This window comes from Desulfitibacter sp. BRH_c19 (assembly GCA_001515945.1).
Lineage (GTDB): Bacteria > Bacillota > DSM-16504 > Desulfitibacterales > Desulfitibacteraceae > Desulfitibacter.
The window spans coordinates 1-20,256 of sequence record LOER01000017.1 but is presented as its reverse complement, the minus strand read 5'-3'; the positions used below and the strand labels follow the sequence as shown (position 1 = coordinate 20,256).

17 protein-coding genes are annotated in these 20,256 nt (G+C 36.1%); 15 read left to right on the top strand and 2 right to left on the bottom strand.

Annotated elements, in window-relative coordinates; genetic code table 11:
- The first annotated feature begins 179 nt into the window (after nt 1-179).
- The 13 genes from APF76_02550 (at nt 180) to APF76_02490 (ending at nt 16,282) form a co-directional block, all read left to right on the top strand.
- Nucleotides 180-2,087: a hypothetical protein gene (locus APF76_02550; protein KUO52039.1), complete on the top strand. Its 1,908-nt coding sequence runs from the start codon at nt 180-182 to the stop codon at nt 2,085-2,087.
- Nucleotides 2,077-2,799, top strand: a complete 723-nt coding sequence (locus tag APF76_02545) for a hypothetical protein (protein KUO52038.1) — start codon at nt 2,077-2,079, stop codon at nt 2,797-2,799. Before APF76_02550 ends, APF76_02545 begins: the two co-directional genes overlap by 11 nt.
- Before the next feature lie 366 nt (nt 2,800-3,165).
- Entirely contained in the window at nt 3,166-3,690 is a 525-nt protein-coding gene (locus APF76_02540; GenBank protein ID KUO52037.1) for a hypothetical protein, read from the top strand.
- A gap of 352 nt (nt 3,691-4,042) precedes the next feature.
- Nucleotides 4,043-6,529 carry a preprotein translocase subunit SecA gene (gene secA, locus APF76_02535; protein ID KUO52067.1) on the top strand — a complete coding sequence of 829 codons (2,487 nt, stop codon included), beginning with the start codon at nt 4,043-4,045 and terminating at the stop codon, nt 6,527-6,529.
- A gap of 392 nt (nt 6,530-6,921) precedes the next feature.
- Complete coding sequence (locus APF76_02530; protein ID KUO52036.1) at nt 6,922-7,866, top strand: peptide chain release factor 2; 945 nt, start codon at nt 6,922-6,924, stop codon at nt 7,864-7,866.
- 61 nt (nt 7,867-7,927) lie between these two features.
- Nucleotides 7,928-8,626, top strand: coding sequence for a hypothetical protein (locus APF76_02525; GenBank protein ID KUO52035.1), 699 nt, complete (start codon nt 7,928-7,930; stop codon nt 8,624-8,626).
- Between the two features lie 25 nt (nt 8,627-8,651).
- A complete protein-coding gene (locus tag APF76_02520) occupies nt 8,652-10,340 on the top strand; it encodes a hypothetical protein (protein ID KUO52034.1) in 1,689 nt (562 codons plus the stop codon).
- Between the two features lie 558 nt (nt 10,341-10,898).
- Nucleotides 10,899-11,249: a transcriptional regulator gene (locus APF76_02515; GenBank protein ID KUO52033.1), complete on the top strand. Its 351-nt coding sequence runs from the start codon at nt 10,899-10,901 to the stop codon at nt 11,247-11,249.
- On the top strand, nt 11,239-11,916 hold the full coding sequence (locus APF76_02510; GenBank protein ID KUO52032.1) for a hypothetical protein: 678 nt from the start codon (nt 11,239-11,241) through the stop codon (nt 11,914-11,916). The genes APF76_02515 and APF76_02510 overlap by 11 nt, the downstream gene beginning before the upstream one ends.
- A 163-nt stretch (nt 11,917-12,079) precedes the next feature.
- Nucleotides 12,080-13,000, top strand: a complete 921-nt coding sequence (locus tag APF76_02505) for a hypothetical protein (protein ID KUO52031.1) — start codon at nt 12,080-12,082, stop codon at nt 12,998-13,000.
- A 166-nt stretch (nt 13,001-13,166) separates the two neighbouring features.
- Nucleotides 13,167-14,387 (top strand): hypothetical protein, encoded by a 1,221-nt coding sequence (locus APF76_02500; protein ID KUO52030.1) that lies wholly within the window; start codon nt 13,167-13,169, stop codon nt 14,385-14,387.
- A gap of 7 nt (nt 14,388-14,394) precedes the next feature.
- Nucleotides 14,395-15,069, top strand: coding sequence for an ABC transporter (locus APF76_02495; GenBank protein KUO52029.1), 675 nt, complete (start codon nt 14,395-14,397; stop codon nt 15,067-15,069).
- Nucleotides 15,070-15,127: 58 nt separating this feature from the next.
- Complete coding sequence (locus tag APF76_02490; protein ID KUO52028.1) at nt 15,128-16,282, top strand: hypothetical protein; 1,155 nt, start codon at nt 15,128-15,130, stop codon at nt 16,280-16,282.
- A gap of 229 nt (nt 16,283-16,511) precedes the next feature.
- Here the strand turns inward: APF76_02490 and APF76_02485 are convergent, their stop codons facing one another.
- Nucleotides 16,512-17,450, bottom strand: coding sequence for a hypothetical protein (locus APF76_02485; protein KUO52027.1), 939 nt, complete (start codon nt 17,448-17,450; stop codon nt 16,512-16,514).
- A gap of 165 nt (nt 17,451-17,615) precedes the next feature.
- On the opposite strand from APF76_02485, the gene APF76_02480 reads away from it, so the two are divergent.
- Complete coding sequence (locus tag APF76_02480) at nt 17,616-18,548, top strand: MarR family transcriptional regulator (protein KUO52026.1); 933 nt, start codon at nt 17,616-17,618, stop codon at nt 18,546-18,548.
- Between the two features lie 55 nt (nt 18,549-18,603).
- Here APF76_02480 and APF76_02475 read toward each other — a convergent pair whose 3' ends face one another.
- Nucleotides 18,604-19,338, bottom strand: coding sequence for a prevent-host-death protein (locus tag APF76_02475; GenBank protein ID KUO52025.1), 735 nt, complete (start codon nt 19,336-19,338; stop codon nt 18,604-18,606).
- Between the two features lie 311 nt (nt 19,339-19,649).
- On the opposite strand from APF76_02475, the gene APF76_02470 reads away from it, so the two are divergent.
- A partial coding sequence (locus tag APF76_02470; protein ID KUO52066.1) for a TetR family transcriptional regulator occupies nt 19,650-20,256 on the top strand: 607 nt, incomplete at its 3' end.

Genomic DNA, 20,256 nt, shown 5'->3' with positions numbered 1-20,256 from the left:
TAACAAATCAAGAATATTAATGAAAGGGGACACACCTCTATTTCAGAAGTCAGAAGTCGGAATTCAGAAGTCAGAATAACACCTTCAAAAATCAAAATCTTATTTCTTAGGGTCGAGGAATGTCCTAAACTTTGTCCTATCTAATATTTTGAAATCTTTTTTGTACTGGGGTGGTAACCATGGGAATGCGTTATATGGTATATATTGCATGGAATAAGGATAAATACTTAATGAATGTATCACATGACCCTGTATTAGATTTAAACTACCATATGGATACTTGGGAATGTCAGCAATTATGGATATTAACTCCGTTGTTACTTCTTGGACAAGCATGCCTAGTTTTAAATTCAGTTTCTACTCAAGAAGAGATAAGAGGCACGGTTTTTAATCGGACTAACAATTCATCGTTAAAGAGTATTGCAAGATATTTTGCAGGCAAGATACCCTTTACACCCTCCCATGGAAACCAACTACGGGAAAAATTTGAATTAGTTCAAAATAATCTTAAAAAGCTGGGCCTAGAGGAATTTGATGAGCCCCAGTTAATAACATGCTCAGATAGTCAGATAAAAAGGATTAAAATATTAGAAAAAAGAAAAGAAGCACATAAGATACAGACATCTGTTGAAGGAAGGTACCTTTTATCTGATGAAGCTGATTCTTTTCTAAATTACTGCCAAATTAATGTAGAAAGTCCATTAGAAGACTTGTTTCAGCTCCTTTATCTTCAGGGTAAGGCACAAGTTTTTCCGGGAGTTGGTTATGGGAAAAAAGGGCAGATGCAATGCTTTAGATGTGGTAGTAGTGAAAATATTAAACAATCGTATTGCCTGGATTGCGGTTCAAATGAATGTTGCTATTGTGAAAATTGTATTTCCATGGGAGAATCCAGAGAATGTAAACCATTGTATGGTTTTCCTTACTTAGGCAAATCAAATCCTAAACAGGTAGACATACGATTTGATTTTGAGCTTACAGCTGTTCAGAAGGATGCAGCAGTAGGTGTATGGAAATTCACTAAAAATAGCCAGTTTCGTAAGTGCCTGGTCTGGGCTGCTTGTGGTGCAGGAAAAACTGAGGTGTCATTTCCTGCTATAGCCGATGTGTTAACAAAGGGCTATAAAGTTTTGTTTGCGGTACCGAGAAAGGATACGATAATTGATATTGAAAAGAGAGTCAAAAAGTGCTTTAGCGGAGTAGAAATTGCGGCCCTTTATGGAGGAAGTAGCGAAAGGTTTAAAAAGGCTGATTTGGTGCTGGCTACAACTCACCAGGTTTTAAGATTTTATGAGGCATTCCATCTTGTAGTTTTAGATGAAGTAGACGCTTTCCCATACCATGGAAGTGCTATGTTGTACAATGCTCTAAATAGAGCCTTACATCCAAAGGGTAAAATAGTATATATGACTGCTACACCACCAGAGTATCTATTAAAAATGAACAAAAATCATATTCAGATTGTTACAATTCCTGCAAGACATCATGGGTATCCTTTGCCTGTACCTGAGCTTGTTATAGATAAGTCATTAAAGGTAAAGGATGATAAATTAGTTATCCCGGAAAAGGCCATTGAATTTCTTCATCAAAGCGTTGAGGGGGAGTTTTCTCAGGTACTCATATTTGTACCTACAATTTTTCTGTCTGAAAGAGTCGGGGCAATCCTTAAAAGGACTTTAGAGCTTCCGCCCTTTAACAACTTTGGTGGAAGTTGGGTAAATTATACTCATTCGCAGGATCCTGAAAGGGACAAAAAGAGGGAGAGTTTTCTCAATGGAGAGTTTCCCGTCTTGGTGACTACAACCTTGATGGAGAGAGGTATAAACGTGCCGAAGGTAAATGTCATGGTGCTGTTTGCAGAAAATCAATATATTTTTGATACTGCTACATTAGTACAGATGGCAGGCAGAGCAGGACGCATGACTAATAATCCCCAAAGTAAGGTATGGTTTGTTGGAGCTTATACTACTTCATTTATGAAACAAGCAATAACCTGGATAAAAAATATAAATAAGGAAGCAGCAGATAAGGGTTACTTAAAGAGATTGCCTGATACTGGGAGGTTTAGGATAAAAAATGTTACATGAAGCCATGCAAGGTCTCAAAAAGGTTTTGTATCCTGAAGCAAATAAATGCTGTTTTTGTAATAAACACCTCAAACTTTATGAAAATATTTTTTGTAATAAATGCTTATATAGGATAAGCTCAAGGAATATTAATTATAATACCTGTAGAATTTGTGGCAAGTATATTAAGGGTCATTTAATATGTGCTGATTGTAGAAAAACAAGACCTCCTTTTGTTAGTGCAAAAGCCGTAGGTCAATATGATGATTTAATAAAAGAAATACTCCACAAATTTAAATATCAAGGATTTCAAAGTTTGGCAGTACCAATGGGAAGAATGATGGCCCTTGAGATTTTAACTTCCAAAGAATTCACGGATTGTAGTCTTATTACATTCGTACCTCTAAGCAATCAACGCTTAGAAGAAAGGGGTTATAACCAAGCTGAACTTTTAGCAAGAGAAATTGGGAGTTATTTAAAAATTTCTGTTAATAGCCTTTTAGACAAGGTTATCAATACTGAGCCCATGGCTAAGCTAACTAGAGAGGAACGTCTTGAAAACCTTACAGGAGTTTTTAAGTACAAAGAGAAGGTAAATTTTGAAAGTGTAATTCTAGTAGATGATGTTTATACTACAGGAATCACAGCATCAGTATGTTGTCGTGAATTACAAAAAGCAGGAATAAAAAAGGTTTATGTGATAACATTTGCAACAGGTTGTGGCATTATGTAATAAATATGCATACTTTTTGGAGCATATAGATGGCCATTTATCGTTTTCCCCAGCTAGACCCTTTGTAATACAAGTTATTAACATCTTTATCCACATTGTCCACAGGCCTATCATCCATATTCGCTATTTACTAAGTTAGTTCGACATAAGATGCTAATGATTGCAGGTATCTAAAGAATTTGTAGAAACATATCCATACCTTTATTTGTATAAATATACATTTAGCCTTTTAGAAATATAAACTTTTCTCGACAATTATTACCATAAATAGGCATATTATTGAAGAAACTATGGAAAAATACTTTCAAAAGAGGATTATCTTGTTTAAAAATTGAATATAATTAAAAAGAGAAAGGAGCGGGTGTTATGAATATTAATGTTAGGGGCAAAAACGTTCAGGTTACTCCAGCTTTAAAGGATCATGTTGAAAGACGTATTGGTAAGTTGGGGAAATTTTTTGACACTACTCAAGAAGCCCAAGTAACACTTACAGTTGAAAAAGACCGACATAGAATTGAGGTTACCATGCCGCTCAATGGATATCTTCTTAGAGGTGAAGAAGAAACTGGGGATATGTACGCATCAATCGATATGGTTTTAGACAAGCTTGAGAAGCAAATCGAAAAGTACAAAACTCGAATTTCTAAGAAAATGAGAGATTCTAGTATCAAGGAAATGTCTCCACTAAGTGAAATAACTGAAGAAGAAGTACCAAAACTTGTGAGAACCAAAAAGTTTGCGTTCAAACCAATGGTAACTGATGAGGCAATTATGCAGATGAATTTAATTGGACATAGCTTTTTTGTTTTTTCTAATGCTGATACTGAAGAAGTAAATGTAGTTTACAAAAGAAAAGATGGAAATTATGGTTTGATTGAGCCAGAATTTTAACCGACCTAGGCAAGAAGTCTCCATCTTATAAGTAAAACGTAAGGTGGAGATGAATTGCCAATTCGCTGGACAAAGTGAATAAACCAAAAAAAATTATCACTAATACACAGGCAACACTTTCTAAAAGAACATATGTTTGGTAAAATATAAGCAGGTAAACCATTTAGATAGCATATTTATAGCATAGAGAGGGGAAATTAAACCCTCTCTTTCTATTTAATGCCTACTTTCAACAAAAACCAATCCTTGCCAGGCATTCCTTATAAGATAAGTTGAAATAAATGGAACTCAGTGATAAACTATATTAGAATGATTAATATTGAATAGTAAACCTTGAGGAGTGCATATTATGCTGAAATTCTTTAAGAATTTAATGGATGATAATAGTAAACAAATAAAAAAAATGCAAAAAACTGTGGATTTAATAAATGGTTTTGAAGCAGACATCAAAAAACTTAGTGATTCTGAACTTCAAGGAAAGACACCTGAATTTAAAACTAGAGTAGAAAATGGAGAGAGTTTGGAAGCCATTCTTCCAGAAGCTTTTGCTGTTGTTAGAGAAGCATCATGGCGTGTCCTAAAAATGAGACATTTTGATGTTCAGTTAATGGGTGGAATCGTATTGCATCAGGGTAACATTTCAGAAATGAAAACTGGTGAAGGTAAAACATTAGTAGCTACCTTACCGGCATACCTTAATGCCTTAGCAGGAAAGGGCGTCCACATTGTTACAGTTAATGATTATTTAGCTACTCGTGATAGTGAATGGATGGGAGAAGTATATAGCTTCCTAGGACTGAATGTAGGATTAATAGTTCATGGTTTAAATTCAGAACAAAGAAGAGAAGCATATGGTTCTGATATTACCTATGGGACTAATAATGAATTTGGTTTTGATTATCTTAGAGATAATATGGCAATAAGCATTGATCAACTAGTTCAAAGGGAGCTTAATTATGCGATCGTTGATGAGGTTGATAGTATTTTAATCGATGAGGCAAGGACCCCTCTAATTATATCCGGCCAGACAGACAAGCCAACGCAGTTGTATTATACAATTGCAAAGCTTATTCCTAATTTAAAGAAAACTGAAGACTATATAGTAGATGAAAAGGCAAGGGTTGTTACCCTTACTGAAGAGGGGACAGAACGAGTAGAAAAGATGCTTGGTATAGAAAACCTTGCTGATAATATGGAAGTAAGTCATCATGTAAACCAAGGTTTAAGAGCCCATGGTCTTATGAAAAGAGATAGAGACTATGTGGTTAAAGAAGGTCAAGTGGTGATTGTAGATGAGTTTACTGGTCGATTAATGTTTGGTAGACGTTACAGCGAAGGTTTGCATCAGGCCATTGAGGCAAAGGAAGGTGTTAAAATAGAAAACGAATCCCAGACCCTAGCTTCTATCACCTTCCAGAACTATTTCAGGATGTATAACAAGCTTGCAGGCATGACAGGTACAGCCCTAACTGAAGAACCTGAATTTGTTAAAATATACAGCTTAAATGTGATTGAAATTCCAACTAATAAGCCCATGATTCGAGAGGATAAATCTGATAAAATCTATAGGACTGAAATGGGGAAGTATGAGGCGGTTGCGGAAGAAATAGCAGAAAGAAATAAAAAAGGGCAGCCTGTACTGGTTGGAACTATTTCCATTGAAAAATCAGAATTGGTATCAAAGCTGCTTTCTCAAAAGGGAATTTCCCATGAAGTGTTAAATGCTAAGCACCATGAAAGGGAAGCTGAAATCATTGCGAAAGCTGGACAGAGAAATGCTGTGACAATAGCTACCAATATGGCTGGTAGAGGTACAGATATTGTATTGGGTGAAGGTATACAAAGTGTTGGAGGTCTCCATATTATAGGTACTGAAAGACATGAGAGTCGTAGGATAGATAACCAGTTAAGAGGTAGAGCTGGACGTCAAGGGGACCCTGGCTCAAGTAGGTTCTATGCTTCCATGGAAGATGATCTTATGAGACTCTTTGGTTCTGATAGTTTGAGTGGAATTATGGATAAGCTAGGAATGGATGATACTACTCCAATAGATCATCCTTTAATAACAAAATCCATAGAAAATGCACAGAAAAGAGTAGAAGGCAGAAACTTTGATATTCGTAAACATGTTTTAGAATATGATGATGTGCTAAACCATCAAAGAGAGGTTATTTACTCTGAAAGGTTAAAGGCTTTAAATGGAGAAAATGTTCATGAGACTATTCTGGGCATGATTGAAAGTGTCGTGGATAAAACAATTGATATGTATGCTGGGGGAAGTCCCTATCCAGAGGAGTGGGATTTAAAGAGTTTACTTGACTATTCAGGACAGCAATTCCTTATGAACAATAAATTAACAACGGAAGATCTTGCTAGGCTGGAAAGTGATGAACTAAGGGAAATGTTTCATGAATTAGCTTTAGAGAATTTCACCAAAAGACAGCAAGAAGTTGGTGAAGAACTATTTAAAGACATAGAAAAGTATGTACTCTTAAAAGTAGTTGATCAGAAATGGATGGATCACTTAGAATCCATGGACCAATTAAGACAGGGTATAGGATTAAGGGCATATGGGCAGCAGAATCCGCTGGTTGCATACACCAAAGAAGGACACTTTATGTTTACTGCAATGGTTGACAGTATTGAAGATGACGTAGTACGTTATATTTATAGAATAAATGTTGTCAAAAAATCTGAACAACCACGGCAAGTATCAGAGAATAAATATACTGAAGAACAAGCTGAGAAAAAGCCTGTTAAAGTTGAAAAAAGAGTTGGTAGAAATGATCCATGTCCTTGTGGTAGTGGTAAAAAGCATAAGAAGTGCTGCGGGAATTAGAAAATGATATAATTTCGCTCACCCGGAATTGAGTTCTAGCAACTCTAAGGTTTATTCTGGCAAAAAAGCCTATGCTTTGCAAACTCGCTTCGCTCAGACAAGCAAAGCATAAACGCCTTTTTTACCGCCATAAACCAACAATTGCACAAACTCAATTAATGGTTCGCTTCATTATACCATTTTCTTATGAGTGTTATCTAGAAGTTAAAATGTAACTGGGGGTTAAACTATGTTTACGGAATTACGGGCAAGACTAAGTAAGATTGTAAAAGAGTTTGAGGAATTGAGGGTGTCTCTTTGACCTGGGTAGCAAAAAGGAATCTGTCCAAAAACTAGAAAAACAAATTAATCAGCAGGACTTTTGGGATGATCAGCAAAAAGCTCAAGAAATTATGAAGCAGCTTAATGGGCTTAAGGAAAGAATCCAGCAAATTCAGGAGATGGACACAGTTCTAGAAGAAATAGAAGTAATGTGTCAGCTTTGCGAAGAAGAGGATGACACATCACTATTAAAAGAAATTGAAAGTAAACTTACCTATGTTGAAGATAAAATTGAAAGTCTTCAGATAGAGGTTTTATTAAATGAACCTTTCGATAGGAACAATGCCATTGTTTCTCTTCATCCAGGGGCTGGTGGTACTGAATCCCAAGATTGGGCTGAAATGCTCTACAGGATGTATACGCGTTGGGCGGAAAAGACTGGATTTAGTGTAGAGATACTAGACTTTCTCCCAGGTGACGAAGCTGGAATTAAGAGTGTTACATTTGGCGTGACAGGTGAAAATGCTTATGGTTATATGAAATCAGAAAAGGGAGTTCATCGTTTAGTACGCATCTCTCCCTTTGATACTTCTGGAAGAAGACATACTTCCTTTGCATCAGTAGATGTTATTCCTGAAGTATCAGATCAAGAGGCAATTGAGATAGATCCTACTGAATTAAAAATTGATACCTATCGAGCAGGTGGAGCAGGTGGGCAGCATGTTAATAAAACTGATTCAGCAGTTAGGATAACACATCTTCCTACTGGAATTGTGGTGCAGTGTCAGAATGAAAGATCACAACATTCAAATAAGATGGCGTCTATGAAGATATTAACAGCGAAATTATTTGAATTAAAGCAGAGGCAAAATGAAGAAGAAATGCTGAAAATAAGGGGAGATCAGCAAGAGATAGGATGGGGTAGCCAAATAAGGTCATATGTTTTTCATCCTTACAGTCTTATAAAAGACCACAGAACAGATGTAGAGGTTGGTAATGTGGAAAAAGTTATGAATGGAGATTTGGATATTTTTATATCCGCCTATCTCCACAAGGGGTCAGGCTTGACAAATTGACATTTTTAGTAGGTGTTGGGAATTCCTATAGTTAGTTTCTTTGAAAAATGGGGGAGTTTAAGTGAAATGGATACTCCGCGTAACTTTTGTTCTTCTTTTGCTTATCATAATTGCCCAGTTTTTCTTGCCTGGTACTGTAGCTACTGCTATGGAAAATGCACTTCAAGAACAGTGGAAATTACAGGAAGTTCAAGTGAATATATATGCTTTTCCTGCAGTAAAAATACTTACAGGTAAGGTTGATAGAGCAGAAATTTTTGCTCCATCAACTGTTTTTGGAATGGTACCTGTAAACGATATCTATATAGAGTTACACGAAATAAAAGTTGGGGTAATAGGCGTTCTTCAAAATGACCTTAATTATAAGATGCACCGAACTGGTACTGTTGAATTCAAAATAACAGAGAAGCGCCTCAATGAGTACCTTCAAGCTAATCCTATAGATGGATTAAGCAATATAGCAGTAGAATTATCGGAAGATATCTCTAGGGTTAAAAGCCAGATAACAATACTAGGTACCCAGGTAGATTTTACATTATTGGGAAGGTTTACTTTGAAGGATGATAATCTTCTTTTTATACCGGAGGATTTTAAGGTGGATGAGCACTCCTTAGGGGACTTATTTAAGGATAAGTTTGAAGCTGGAACTAACCTAGAGTTTAAACTTGGCACTTTACCATATGACACAAGATTAAACCGCTTGGAAACAGGAGAAAAAACCATAACCTTCTACGGAACCATAGGTTTTCTTAAGATATAGTAAGAGGAAGGAATTAGTTCTAAAAATGTTAATAAAGAGAAGATATAAACATTTTAAAAGATATAGACAGGTGGCAAATATTTTAGCAAGACATGGCTTTGGATATCTGTTAGATAAACTTAACCTAACAGATATTTTGCCATACCATCAGCGAATAAAACAAACCTCTGAGGAAGAGCAGCATTCTGAGAAAACCAGAGGGGAAAGATTGAGGCTTGCCCTTACTGAATTAGGAACAACCTTCATTAAATTGGGGCAAATACTAAGTACCAGGCCTGACCTGCTCCCTAAAGACATAATTGTGGAACTTGAGAAGTTGCAAGACAGGATTCCACCTTTTCCATATGAAGAGGTTAAAGAACATATTGAGGAAGAGTTTGGGGCACCTATCGAAGAAATCTTTGAGTGTTTTCACCAGGAATCCCTGGCAGCTGCATCAATTGGACAAGTTCATAGAGCTTGTTTAAAAAATGGGAAGGAATGTGTAGTAAAAGTTAGAAGGCCAGGCATAGAGTCAGTTGTTGAAGTTGATCTAGAGATCTTATTTGACCTGGCAAGGCTTGCTGAAAGCCGTTCTGCTCTAAGCAGACATTATCATCTTGTTGAAATTGTTGAGGAGTTTACTTGGGGACTGAAGCGGGAATTAGACTATTCAGTTGAAGGTCGTAATGCGGAACGGTTAGATAAAAACTTTTTGCAAGAAGAAGATATCAAAGTACCTAAAGTTTATTGGGATTATAGTAGTAGTAAGATATTAACAATGGAGTATGTTGAAGGCATCAAACTCAGCAATTTTAAGCTCCTTGATGAGTTGGGTTATAATAAAAGAACTATAGCTGAAAACCTTTCAAAGGCAATTCTAAAACAGATTCTGCTCGATGGTTTTTTCCACGCAGATCCCCATCCAGGGAACCTTTTTGTTCAAAAGGATAACAAAATTTGTTTTATGGATTTTGGGTTAATGGGGTACCTTTCTGACGAGAGAAAAAAACAGGTAATCAAACTTGTTCTAGCGCTAGTACGAAAAGACAGTATTAAAATTGTAAAGTCTATTTTAGAAATGGGTTCTTTAAGTAAAGGTACTGATATTGATAAGTTGAAAAAAGATATGGATATGCTTATCAGCTTATATTATAGCGTACCACTTAGCAAGATAAATATAGGAGAAGTAATTACAGAAGTTTTAGAGCTTGCATTCACACACAAGGTACAGATACCTTCTGAACTGACATTAATGGCAAAAACATTTATTATATTAGAAGGAGTCCTTAAGGAACTTGATCCTAGCATTAGTGTAGTTGAAATAGCGGAGCCTTTTGCTGCTAAACTAATCGCCCACCAGTATAATCCAAAAAACCTAGCTAAGGACTGGGCTGAAAATTTTCAAGATTATTTTGACATTGTGTCCAAGATTCCCCAAAAAGCAGATCGTATACTGGATAAAGCAATAGACGATGACATTACTATAAAGTTCGAACTCCAAAATCTGGGTAGAATATTTGCATATATAGACAGGATTGCCAATAAATTGTCTTTTAGTATAGTGTTATTATCCTTCAGCTTGGTAATGGCAGGATTAATTATTGCTTCTGCTATTGGCAGGGGAGGTAGTGAATTTTTCTGGCAAATACCGGTTTTAGAAATTGCCTTTATTTCTTCCTTTATATTGTTCTTTTGGTTGATTTATTCAATTATTAGATCAGGACGGTTTTGAAGACTTTACTAGGAGCAATATGACAACAACAATTCTAACATAGTGTGTAAATAGAAATAGTCGGTTCTGGGTCAAAATAAGATCCAGAACCGACTTTAACTTTCCAGCGGCCTTTAGAGGGAAATGCTAGAGAAAATCGTAAATCCTCTTGAAATGGAATTTAGGATAATACAATAACATTATCAGTAGATAGACCATTTCCGTCTTTACCGATTAAAGCTGATAGTAACCGTATTTCAGAAGTGGTTGAAAATATTATAAGCAATGCAAAAAGATATATAGAGAGAAATCTCGGTCAAGACAATTTGGAGGTACCGGACTTGGGCTTGCAATCTGTAAACAGATTATTGAAGATCATGGAGGAAAGATATGGGTTCGAAGCGAGCTAGATTTAGGTACAACTTTTTATTTTACATTACCAGGGTGCTGGTAAAAATTCTGTTAAAGAAATTGAAATACCCTCTTCTAATAATTATTTGGAGGAGGGTATTTTTTTGACAAAGTACATTGACAGACACAGTAATGTGGCGTAGAATGTATTTGAGGAGGTGAGTAATTGTGAGTAGCACAATTTCAACTGATCTTATCCGTGGAAATACTGACACTATCATCTTAAATATACTTCGCCAAGGTGATAGCTATGGATATGATATATACAAAAAAATTATTGAGTTGAGTGGCAACCAGTATGAATTAAAGGAAGCCACCTTGTACACAGCTTTTCGTCGATTACAGCATGACGGTTATATTCTTTCCTATTGGGGTGATGAAACCCAGGGAGGTAGACGCAAGTATTATCGCATTACTGAAGAGGGAAAAGAACATTATGAACAAAACAAAAAAGATTGGAGCTTTGCAAAGGATATTCTAGATAAATTGATCAAAGGAGGTCTTAATGATGACAAATAAAAAAAATCCTATAGATAATAAAGTGAAAAAATATATTGATAACTTATTCTTTGAAGTTGGTGCAAGTCAACAATTATTTGATCTAAAGGAAGAGCTTACGACTAACATGAAAGAAAAAATTGGAGATTATAAATCAAGAGGCATGGAAGGTGAACAGGCATTTAAAGAGGCAGTAATATCAATGGGTGATTTAAGCGGATTGGTTGATGATATGCGAAAGCTGGGACAGGATAAAGCGAGGCAAGCGATTTACTCTACAATGACATCTCGGATTTCAACGGCCGGAATCATTGCCGGAGCGTTGCTATCATTATTTGGAATGTTTACTGTGATTATGCTGTTTTTCATGAACTCATCAGGAGAAGCTGCTTTATCCGGAGAAGGTGTAGCTGGTCCCGGAATATTCATCGTTGCCGGTGGTGCTTTAATCACTTACAGCATATTGACAAGAGAAACTCAGAGAAAATATTCAATGAACAAGATTAGAGCCGCACTCTATGGATTATCAATAGGACTGTTGCTATTTGGACTGTTTACAGCTTTTGTTACACATTTTTCTACTGATGAAATGTATAAAGCAATAGCATCATTAATGGTGTTTTCTTTAGGAGGGATTGGGTTATTCTTATTTCTAATCCTTACGGAAACTGATCGCCGAAAAACATAATAACCCTGAATAAGTTTGATGGAGATGGAGAAATATTCGGATTAAATCATTTAGCAATTTCTTTCCTGCTAGCAAATAGAATAATCACAAATGTGTAGGCTGTGCTTAGAAAGAAATATTAAAACAGGAAAAAGTGAAAAAACTCTTCAGGAGGCAAATTTGTATGTACACGAAAAACATTAAGTATGGAATAGGCTTGATTACTGTATTGATGTTAATAACATTTTCAATTACCTTAATTATTTTGGCAGACTCTCAAGATGATTTGAATCAAAAAGAGAAACACTGGTTATCGGATATTGAAAATATTAGCATAAAAACATCTTTAACTGAAGTTGAGATTATTCCCACAAACAGCGATTATCTGGAAGCAGTTTATTATGAAAATCCAGGCAAAACAAACCAAAAAGCTAGAAAACTTACTATAAAGGAAAAGAGCAATACTTTATTGATCAGTCTTGAAGGTAATATTATCAACTCATTGTTCAATTTCATACAGCGTTGGTCCAATTTCACAGGACGTTCTGAATCACACTTAACCATTTATGTTCCTGAAGACTATTATCATGCTTTGTCAGTCAATAGTTCATCAGGCTCAATAATTGTTAGAGATCTGGAACTCAATAGAATAACTCTAAGCAGTAGTTCCGGAAATATTAATGTTGACCAGACAGGGGCAAGTTTGAGCGCAATTTCTAGTTCATCTGGGGCAATTACTGTGAGCAGACTAACCAGCGACGAAACTACCGTCCGTAGTTCTTCGGGAAAAATCATAATTAAGGAATTTGTGGGCAATCAAAATCTCCACTCGTCATCTGGCAGTTCCCAAATAGAATTTGATATGATTGGCAACTTTCATGCCCGAGCTAGCTCAGGAAATATTAATGTGTTTTTACCTGAGGATAGTGAGTTTAAAATCCATAGCAGGGTATCATCGGGCCAATATAGCAATGAGTTTCCTGTACGAATTACGCACAGTAGCCGCAACAATAAGGAAATAGCGGGAACTGTAGGCAAAAATCCAACAGAATTAATAGACTTGAGGACATCTTCTGGTAGTATTTCTGTTAGAAAAGGCCGATAGACATAAAGTTTAAAATAGAAAATGTATTGACCTTATATGTAAAAAATTTCATTGCAGCAACTCAAAATTAATGATATTAATGACATCCAGAGGATTAAAAATCCAATTGAGTTGCTGCAGTTAACCTCAATGTGAAGTATAGGAATGGGAACGGAGGCAAAGTGAAATGAATGATCTAAAGACAGCAGTATTTATTGCTTATAAATCCATTACAAGAGGCAGCAAATTAACATCAGCCCTTTTAATTTTTATTTTATCCATAAGTTTCTTAAACTTGATGTTTATATCAGGATTATTAGGAGGCTTAGCTGAAACAACAGAGCAGCTGGTGGTTGATACAGAGACATCCCATATCGTTATAACACCTCAAGAGGAGCCTATACAGAAAGAATTCATCGACAACCAAGATGAACTGCGTTCAGAAATCGAGAGAATTCCTGGAGTTTTAGCTACATCTAGTCGCTATATCTCCGGTGGTTCCATTTCCTATGACAAAAATAAAAGTGGAAACTCTAAAAGTGTCTCGGTAAGAATGTTTGGGATTGATCCTCAAGAAGATAAAAAAGTACTCACTATTGCCGACCATTTGGTTGCGGGAGAATACCCCGATGTGCTTCAGGAGAATGAAATTGTTCTGGGTGCAGATGTAGCAGGTGGTTTTGGTGAGCCAACGGGTAATGATTTAGGTGGGGTTAAAGTAGGTGATGAAGTAAAGATAAGCTATTATAACGGAGTTAAACGAACCTACATTGTAAAAGGTATTTATCAGGTTGGATTTTTCTCCGGCATAGGGTTTGTTTCCTCTAAGGAAATGGAATCTGTACTTTACCTGGATAATGAAGCATCAGATATATTGGTTAAGGTAGACCTTAAGCAGGATACTATAGATAATTACCTTACTCAAGTTAAAAATATTAATCCCAACCTGAAAGTAAGGAAATATACCGAACTTCTAGGTGCTAGTGCGGCAATTATCGCTGTGTTTAACGGGATTTCATTAGTTATAAGTTTTGTCAGCGTTATTGTAGCAGCAATCACTATTTTCGTCCTCATATATGTAAATGCCCTTAACAAACGCCGACAGATAGGAGTACTTAAAGCTATTGGCATAAAACATCGAATTATCGTTCAATCCTATGTTTTCCAATCACTCTTCTACGCTATTTGTGGATCAATCATAGGAACTGTATTGGTGTTTTTGCTGCTGGTTCCACTTCTTAAGGCGTACCCAGTCGAATTACCCATGGGAAATGTTGGTATATCATTAAGTGTATTGAGAATTATCTTGAGCATTGCAAGTATATTTCTGGCATCAATTTTAGCAGGGGCTGTCCCTTCATCCAGAGTTGCAAGACAAGATATTCTTCAATCAATTCGGGGAGGTTAAATTTACAGTGATTATAGTAGAGAATCTTAAGAAGACTTACCCTGGTAAAGTTCCTATCCAGGCACTGAAAGGTGTTTCATTTGAAATAACCGAGGGAGAGTTTGTAGCAATTATGGGACGGAGTGGCTCGGGTAAATCAACAATGCTAAATCAAATGGGACTTATTGATACACCAAGTGAAGGTAGAATTCTTATTGACGGAACAGATGTACTAGGCTTATCCGATGCTAAGAAAACAGAATTTCGGCTTCGAAACCTGGGATACGTTTTTCAAGAGTATGCACTAGTTTATGAATTAAACGCCCTGGAAAATGTGTGTCTACCGTCCATGGCTTCTGGAAATAATTCTGAGCAATATAAGAAACGTGCCTCAGAGCTCCTTGAAATTGTTGGCTTGAAGCATCGTATACACCATTATCCAAATGAATTGTCCGGAGGGGAACAACAACGTCTCGCTATTGCCAGAGCGTTGATTAATAAGCCTAAAATAGTCTTTGCAGACGAGCCAACTGCAAACCTTGATAGTGTTTCAGCTAATATGGTATTGGAACTCTTCAAGAAGTTGAATAAAGAACTACGTCAAACGATTGTTCTGATTACTCATGAGCCAGAGGATAAAAATTATGTGCATAGAGTCATATGGTTGAAGGATGGTCTGATAGAAAAAATAGAACTTAATTAAATTAACCCGAATTTAAGTATGTCAAAACGTAAAGCTGAATAGTGGGGAGGATTAGAAAATGAAGAATAAAAAAAAGAGAATTATCCTGGCAGTTGTGTTAGTCTTAGCAATTGTCATGGTTTGGAATTTTACTCCCAACAAAAACACCGTTAAAGAGGTAGAAGCAGAAATTCTACAAACTCGAAGTTTATCTCAGGGCATCTCTGTTACCGGCAACGTAGAAGCAAAGAATTTGGAGGAGATAATACTCTCTACGCAGCAGAAGGTAAAAGTAATTCATGCCGTCGAAGGCCAAGAAATAAAGAAAAATGATCCTATCGTTACAGTTGATACGACAGACCTTGAGTACCAACTTAGTAAGCATAGGCTTAATTTTGAACTGCTTAGCAGGAATTTGGAAAAGCTTCAAAATAAAGTTGCATTGAATGATAAGAAAACATTTGAGAATGAAATTAAGCAGACAGCGATCAAACTTGAAAATGCCATAGCCAGCTATATGGATGAAAAAGGAAAATTTGAGAAAAGCGAAATTTTATTTGAAAATGGTGCTATTTCAAATGAGGAATTTAACAGTATTGAGAAACACATGAATGATCTGCAGAGTCAGGTGGAGCTTTCAGAGATTCAACTGATCAATGCAAAAAATTCGTTGGCTGATTTTGATACCAACCTTAAATATGAAATTGCAGACCAGAGGAATCAGGTAGAAGTGGTAAAAGCCGATATTGCGAATGTTCAAGATAAGATCAGTATGAGTGAGATAAAAGCTAATATCGATGGTACAATCGTCCGCCTAGACATAAAAGAAAACCAGTATCCCACATCGAAGAACAGCAGCATTATCATTTATGACCTTTCAGAGTACAAGATTGTAATAGAAGCGAGGCAATATGATGCTGTGAAGATTAGCCAAGGACAGAAGGCCAGCATTAAAGTTAAGGGGCTGGATGGAGAATACGCGGGAACTGTATCGAAAATAGATGATGCAGCTAAGATGGATTTGACCAATGAGAGAGTAAAGGTAAAAATCGAAATCACCATTAACAACCATGATGATAAGATTAAAGCAGGATATGAAGCTGATATCAACATAACAGTTATAGAAATCCCCAATATATTGGCTGTGAACCTCAAAGCATTACAAAAAGAAAATGATGGAAAAGAATTTGTGTATGTAATAGAAAATGAAAAGGCAGTTAAGAAATACGTTTAGACAGGAATTAAAACAAATTTTGACATTCAGATAATAGAAGGTCTGAAGACGGGCGAAAGGTATATTAAGAATCCGCCGTTAGACTTAAAGGACGGAGACCGAGTGATATAAAAAGGTAGAGTAGTTATACTTATTGAACCTTGATAATCCTAAGGAAGTAAATGGGTAGTATTACTATCTATAGTATAGAGGGAAGCGAAGGGATAGTCCTTTGCCTCCCTCACGCTTTTTATTGATTATTAAAATGGTTCTCCTCAATTGGCTGAAGAGGATTGTCATTAAGAATATCTTCTACTTCTTCATATCCTGTTGGAAATGAATAGTTGTAACGCGCAGGAAGGGCAAAAACAAATCTAGTGTTACGGTCAAGTTCTTTTGGTCCGATAGGTGCTGCACCAATATGGAATTCCTCCTGCTGTAGAGCATCCCATTGGGTAAGTGTAAAGACCATGATGGGAATATCTTGTCGCTGATTTTCCGAAGCCCATTGTGGGTGTCTGATGGAAATCGTGGGACCAGTTTCAATAATTTCATTATCTTGTGAACCTCCGAGTGCCAAGCCTTCCCATTTGTCAGTTACAATGGAATAGTCTTTCCAACTCTTGGGTAAAGAGAAATTAAAACCATATTGGCTATTACTATACACTATTTGGTCTCTATCCTCATAATCATCAAGGTTAGCGCTGGCTATAAGCCAACGATCCCCGATTTTCTCTACCACAAGGGTAATTGACTTCCTTGCAGCAATCCCATCGCTTTCCTTTTCCACGCTCGTTATTTCTATTATTTCTCCATTTACTTCATAAATATGTTCCAATATTTTTTCTATGGATAGAATTTCTATACGTTCTGGCCATGGACTTGAAGTTAGTCTCCCAGGAGCATTTTGAGGATCGCTTAACCATTTGTCCAAAAGCTCTTGGGATACATAATCACCATAGTTCTTCTGCATACTCTCTTCCAGTATATCCTCTGGACTTAGAAGCGAAACTGTTTGAAGCTTCCTGCCGAACTCCTCTACTAGAATTCCAACGGTCTCTTCATTGATCTCATCAGTCTGTTGTTGTTTTTCAGGTTGGGCTTCGTTTTCCCCAAGTGAGGTTGTCATACAGCCAAACAATGAAACATTTAATAAAAGAATAAGTACTACTAAAAGTATTTTTTTCAAGATGCTACCTCCTAGTGTTAGTATGCTTTTTCATTATTAATAGACGCAAAAAAACTTCTCTTTGTTTCTGCGGTGGAAGGGATTTGAAACAACAAATATACTTGACTTTGTCAAGTAATTTTATTACAATGGTCATGCAATGACAAATTATAGGGAGGTATCATTGTGAATTTAGCATATATGCCTTTGATACATATCGTTCGTAGATTTAATCGGTTCTATACAAATATTCTAGGATTGCTGGATCAACATCTGCTGGATAGTGAATTTTCACTCGCGGAAACTCGTATATTATACGACATAGGACATACGAAGAATTGTACTTCCAAGAGGTTAGTCGAAGAACTAAGGATTGACCCAGGCTATTTAAGCAGGATTATAAAACGCTTTGAAAAAAATAGCCTTACATATAGGGCACAATCCATGGAGGATGGAAGGTTTTATTACCTTTACCTGACGGATAAAGGAAAAGATACCCTATCGAAACTGGAAGACCTGTCCGATAATCAAATCTATCAAATGATCAGCTCCTTACCAGAACAAGATCAAATAAGCGTTGTAGAGAGCATGAAAACTATCGAAAATGCTCTCTCAGAGAAATCTGTGCTTACAGGAGAAAGTGTTAAAATCCGTTGTGATCTGAGACCGGGAGATGTGGGTTATTTAATTCACCTGCATGGTTGGATTTATGCAGAGGAATGCGGATATAATCATATGTTTGAGGGCTATGTCTGTAAGACCTTTTATGATTTTTTTGAGAAATATAATCCTGAAAAGGATAGATTATGGTTTGCAGAAGTGAATGGAAAAATGATTGGTGCCATTGCAATTGTTGGCCATTCACTCACACGAGCTCAGTTGAGATGGTTCATCCTGCATCCTGCATTCAGGGGGATTGGTCTTGGAAGAATACTTCTAAGTGAAGCCATGGGATACTGTAAAGAGAAAGGCTATCAACAAATATTTCTAGAGACCACAGAAGACCAAACAACGGCAATAGGAATGTATATAAAAAGGGGTTTTAAGAAAGTAGCAGAGCAAGAAAATAAGCTGTGGGGTAAGGAATTAGTTGAACAAAGCTATGAGTTGGATATGTAAATTATATAAAGACTTGGTTAAGAAACCCCAGTTTCAACTGTGAACTGTTGATTGACTAGATTTCAGAAAAAATATCTCTTAAATGGAGATCCAGGCCATTAAAATTTGTTGATTGTATGGTATCTCCTTCTCGAAAGTCTTTTACACTTTCAAGTTCTCTTTCACGAGAAAAGGTGTATTGAGTAATGCTTTTGCTGTCCAGATTTAAAATCCAGTATTCTGAAACACCGCTTTTCATGTAAAGATTTAATTTTGTAATCATATCCTTGCCTTTGGTTGAGGGAGACAAGACTTCGACAAGTAGTGCTGGTATGCCCTCATACTTGTTATCTTCATTGACCTTATCTTCATCACAGATCACAATCACATCCGGCTGGACAACATTGGGGTCTTCCTCGAATTTAGTTGCAAAACCGAACAGCCTTATATCCAACGGTGCTGTTAAGGATCGACAAGGCTTTCCCTTAAAATAGTTGTTGAAGTGCCATGCAATTTCATTGACCACAACCTGATGATCAAACCTTGGTGAAGCCAATAGATAAATCTCACCATCAATGAGTTCGTATCTTTGATCAGAGGATTCAACCAGAGCCATATATTCTTCATAGCTAATTCTTCTGGTCGATTTGTATTTTAATGTTTCTTCATGAACAAGAAAATAATCAGGCTCGTTATAGTGGATGAGTTTGGCGACGCTCTTTCCGTTTTTCGTAATAATAATATCTTCCTTCTCTACCAAGGAAAGATATTTCCCAAAAGCATTCTGTAAATCAGTAGTATTAATACGCATTATATATATATCACCTCTACTTACCATTTATATTAGCTATTATTATAATAAATATTAGCTAATATGTCAATTTATACTACCTAATATAAACAAACCAGCAATTTTGTGCATGTTTTAACTACATGCCATTTTTTTGCAACCTAAAAATCAATACAGTACTAGAATAGCTATAGCCGGATTATTCATGGCTATTGTTTTAATTTTACTCATGTAGTTTAAATTCATTTTAATAGCTGTTGTAGATGCAAATATGAAGGGGTAGGTTTCTGGTGGTATCTTGACCAGATTGGTCATTTGCTATATAATAATAAATGACCATCACGGTCATCTATCGTCATACTAAACAAAGAAATGAGGTGGCTATCATTTATTCGAAATTTTACAGTTTAGAACTTGAGAAGCGAGAACGTATTATTAATGCAGCTCTTAAAGAGTTTTCAGGAAATGGTTATGAAAAGGCTTCTACAAACGAGATTATAAGAGAAGCGAATATATCGAAAGGATCGCTATTTAACTATTTTAATAGTAAAAAGCAATTGTATTTATTCTTGCTTGATTATGTGGTTGAGGTTATTGATAAAATCTACGATGAGGTGGATTGGAATGAAACAGATATTTTTAAAAGAATGGAAAAAATAGGATTAGTTAAGTTTAAAATCATGAAAAAGTTTCCACAAGCATTTGATTTTCTTAAAACTACTTCCCATGAGGATGCTGTAGAGGTTAAATCTGAAATCGATAAAATGGGTAAGCATCTCATTAAAAGCGGTTCTGAAATGGGTTATAAAAATATAGATCTGACAAAATTTCGTGATGATATTGATATTGAAAAAACAATGAATATTATTAGTTGGACCATACTAAGTTTTGCAGAGCAGCAGAGGGATAAAGTAAATTCCTTTGAAGAGATCAATATGG

Excerpts from the sequence above, each read along its gene's own strand:
- APF76_02550 (KUO52039.1), top strand. The coding sequence starts at position 180 with ATGGGAATGCGTTATATGGTATATATTGCATGGAATAAGGATAAATAC.
- APF76_02545 (KUO52038.1), top strand. The coding sequence starts at position 2,077 with ATGTTACATGAAGCCATGCAAGGTCTCAAAAAGGTTTTGTATCCTGAA.
- APF76_02540 (KUO52037.1), top strand. The coding sequence starts at position 3,166 with ATGAATATTAATGTTAGGGGCAAAAACGTTCAGGTTACTCCAGCTTTA.
- APF76_02530 (KUO52036.1), top strand. The coding sequence starts at position 6,922 with ATGAAGCAGCTTAATGGGCTTAAGGAAAGAATCCAGCAAATTCAGGAG.
- APF76_02520 (KUO52034.1), top strand. The coding sequence starts at position 8,652 with ATGTTAATAAAGAGAAGATATAAACATTTTAAAAGATATAGACAGGTG.
- APF76_02510 (KUO52032.1), top strand. The coding sequence starts at position 11,239 with ATGACAAATAAAAAAAATCCTATAGATAATAAAGTGAAAAAATATATT.
- APF76_02505 (KUO52031.1), top strand. The coding sequence starts at position 12,080 with ATGTACACGAAAAACATTAAGTATGGAATAGGCTTGATTACTGTATTG.
- APF76_02500 (KUO52030.1), top strand. The coding sequence starts at position 13,167 with ATGAATGATCTAAAGACAGCAGTATTTATTGCTTATAAATCCATTACA.
- APF76_02490 (KUO52028.1), top strand. The coding sequence starts at position 15,128 with ATGAAGAATAAAAAAAAGAGAATTATCCTGGCAGTTGTGTTAGTCTTA.
- APF76_02475 (KUO52025.1), bottom strand. The coding sequence starts at position 19,338 with ATGCGTATTAATACTACTGATTTACAGAATGCTTTTGGGAAATATCTT.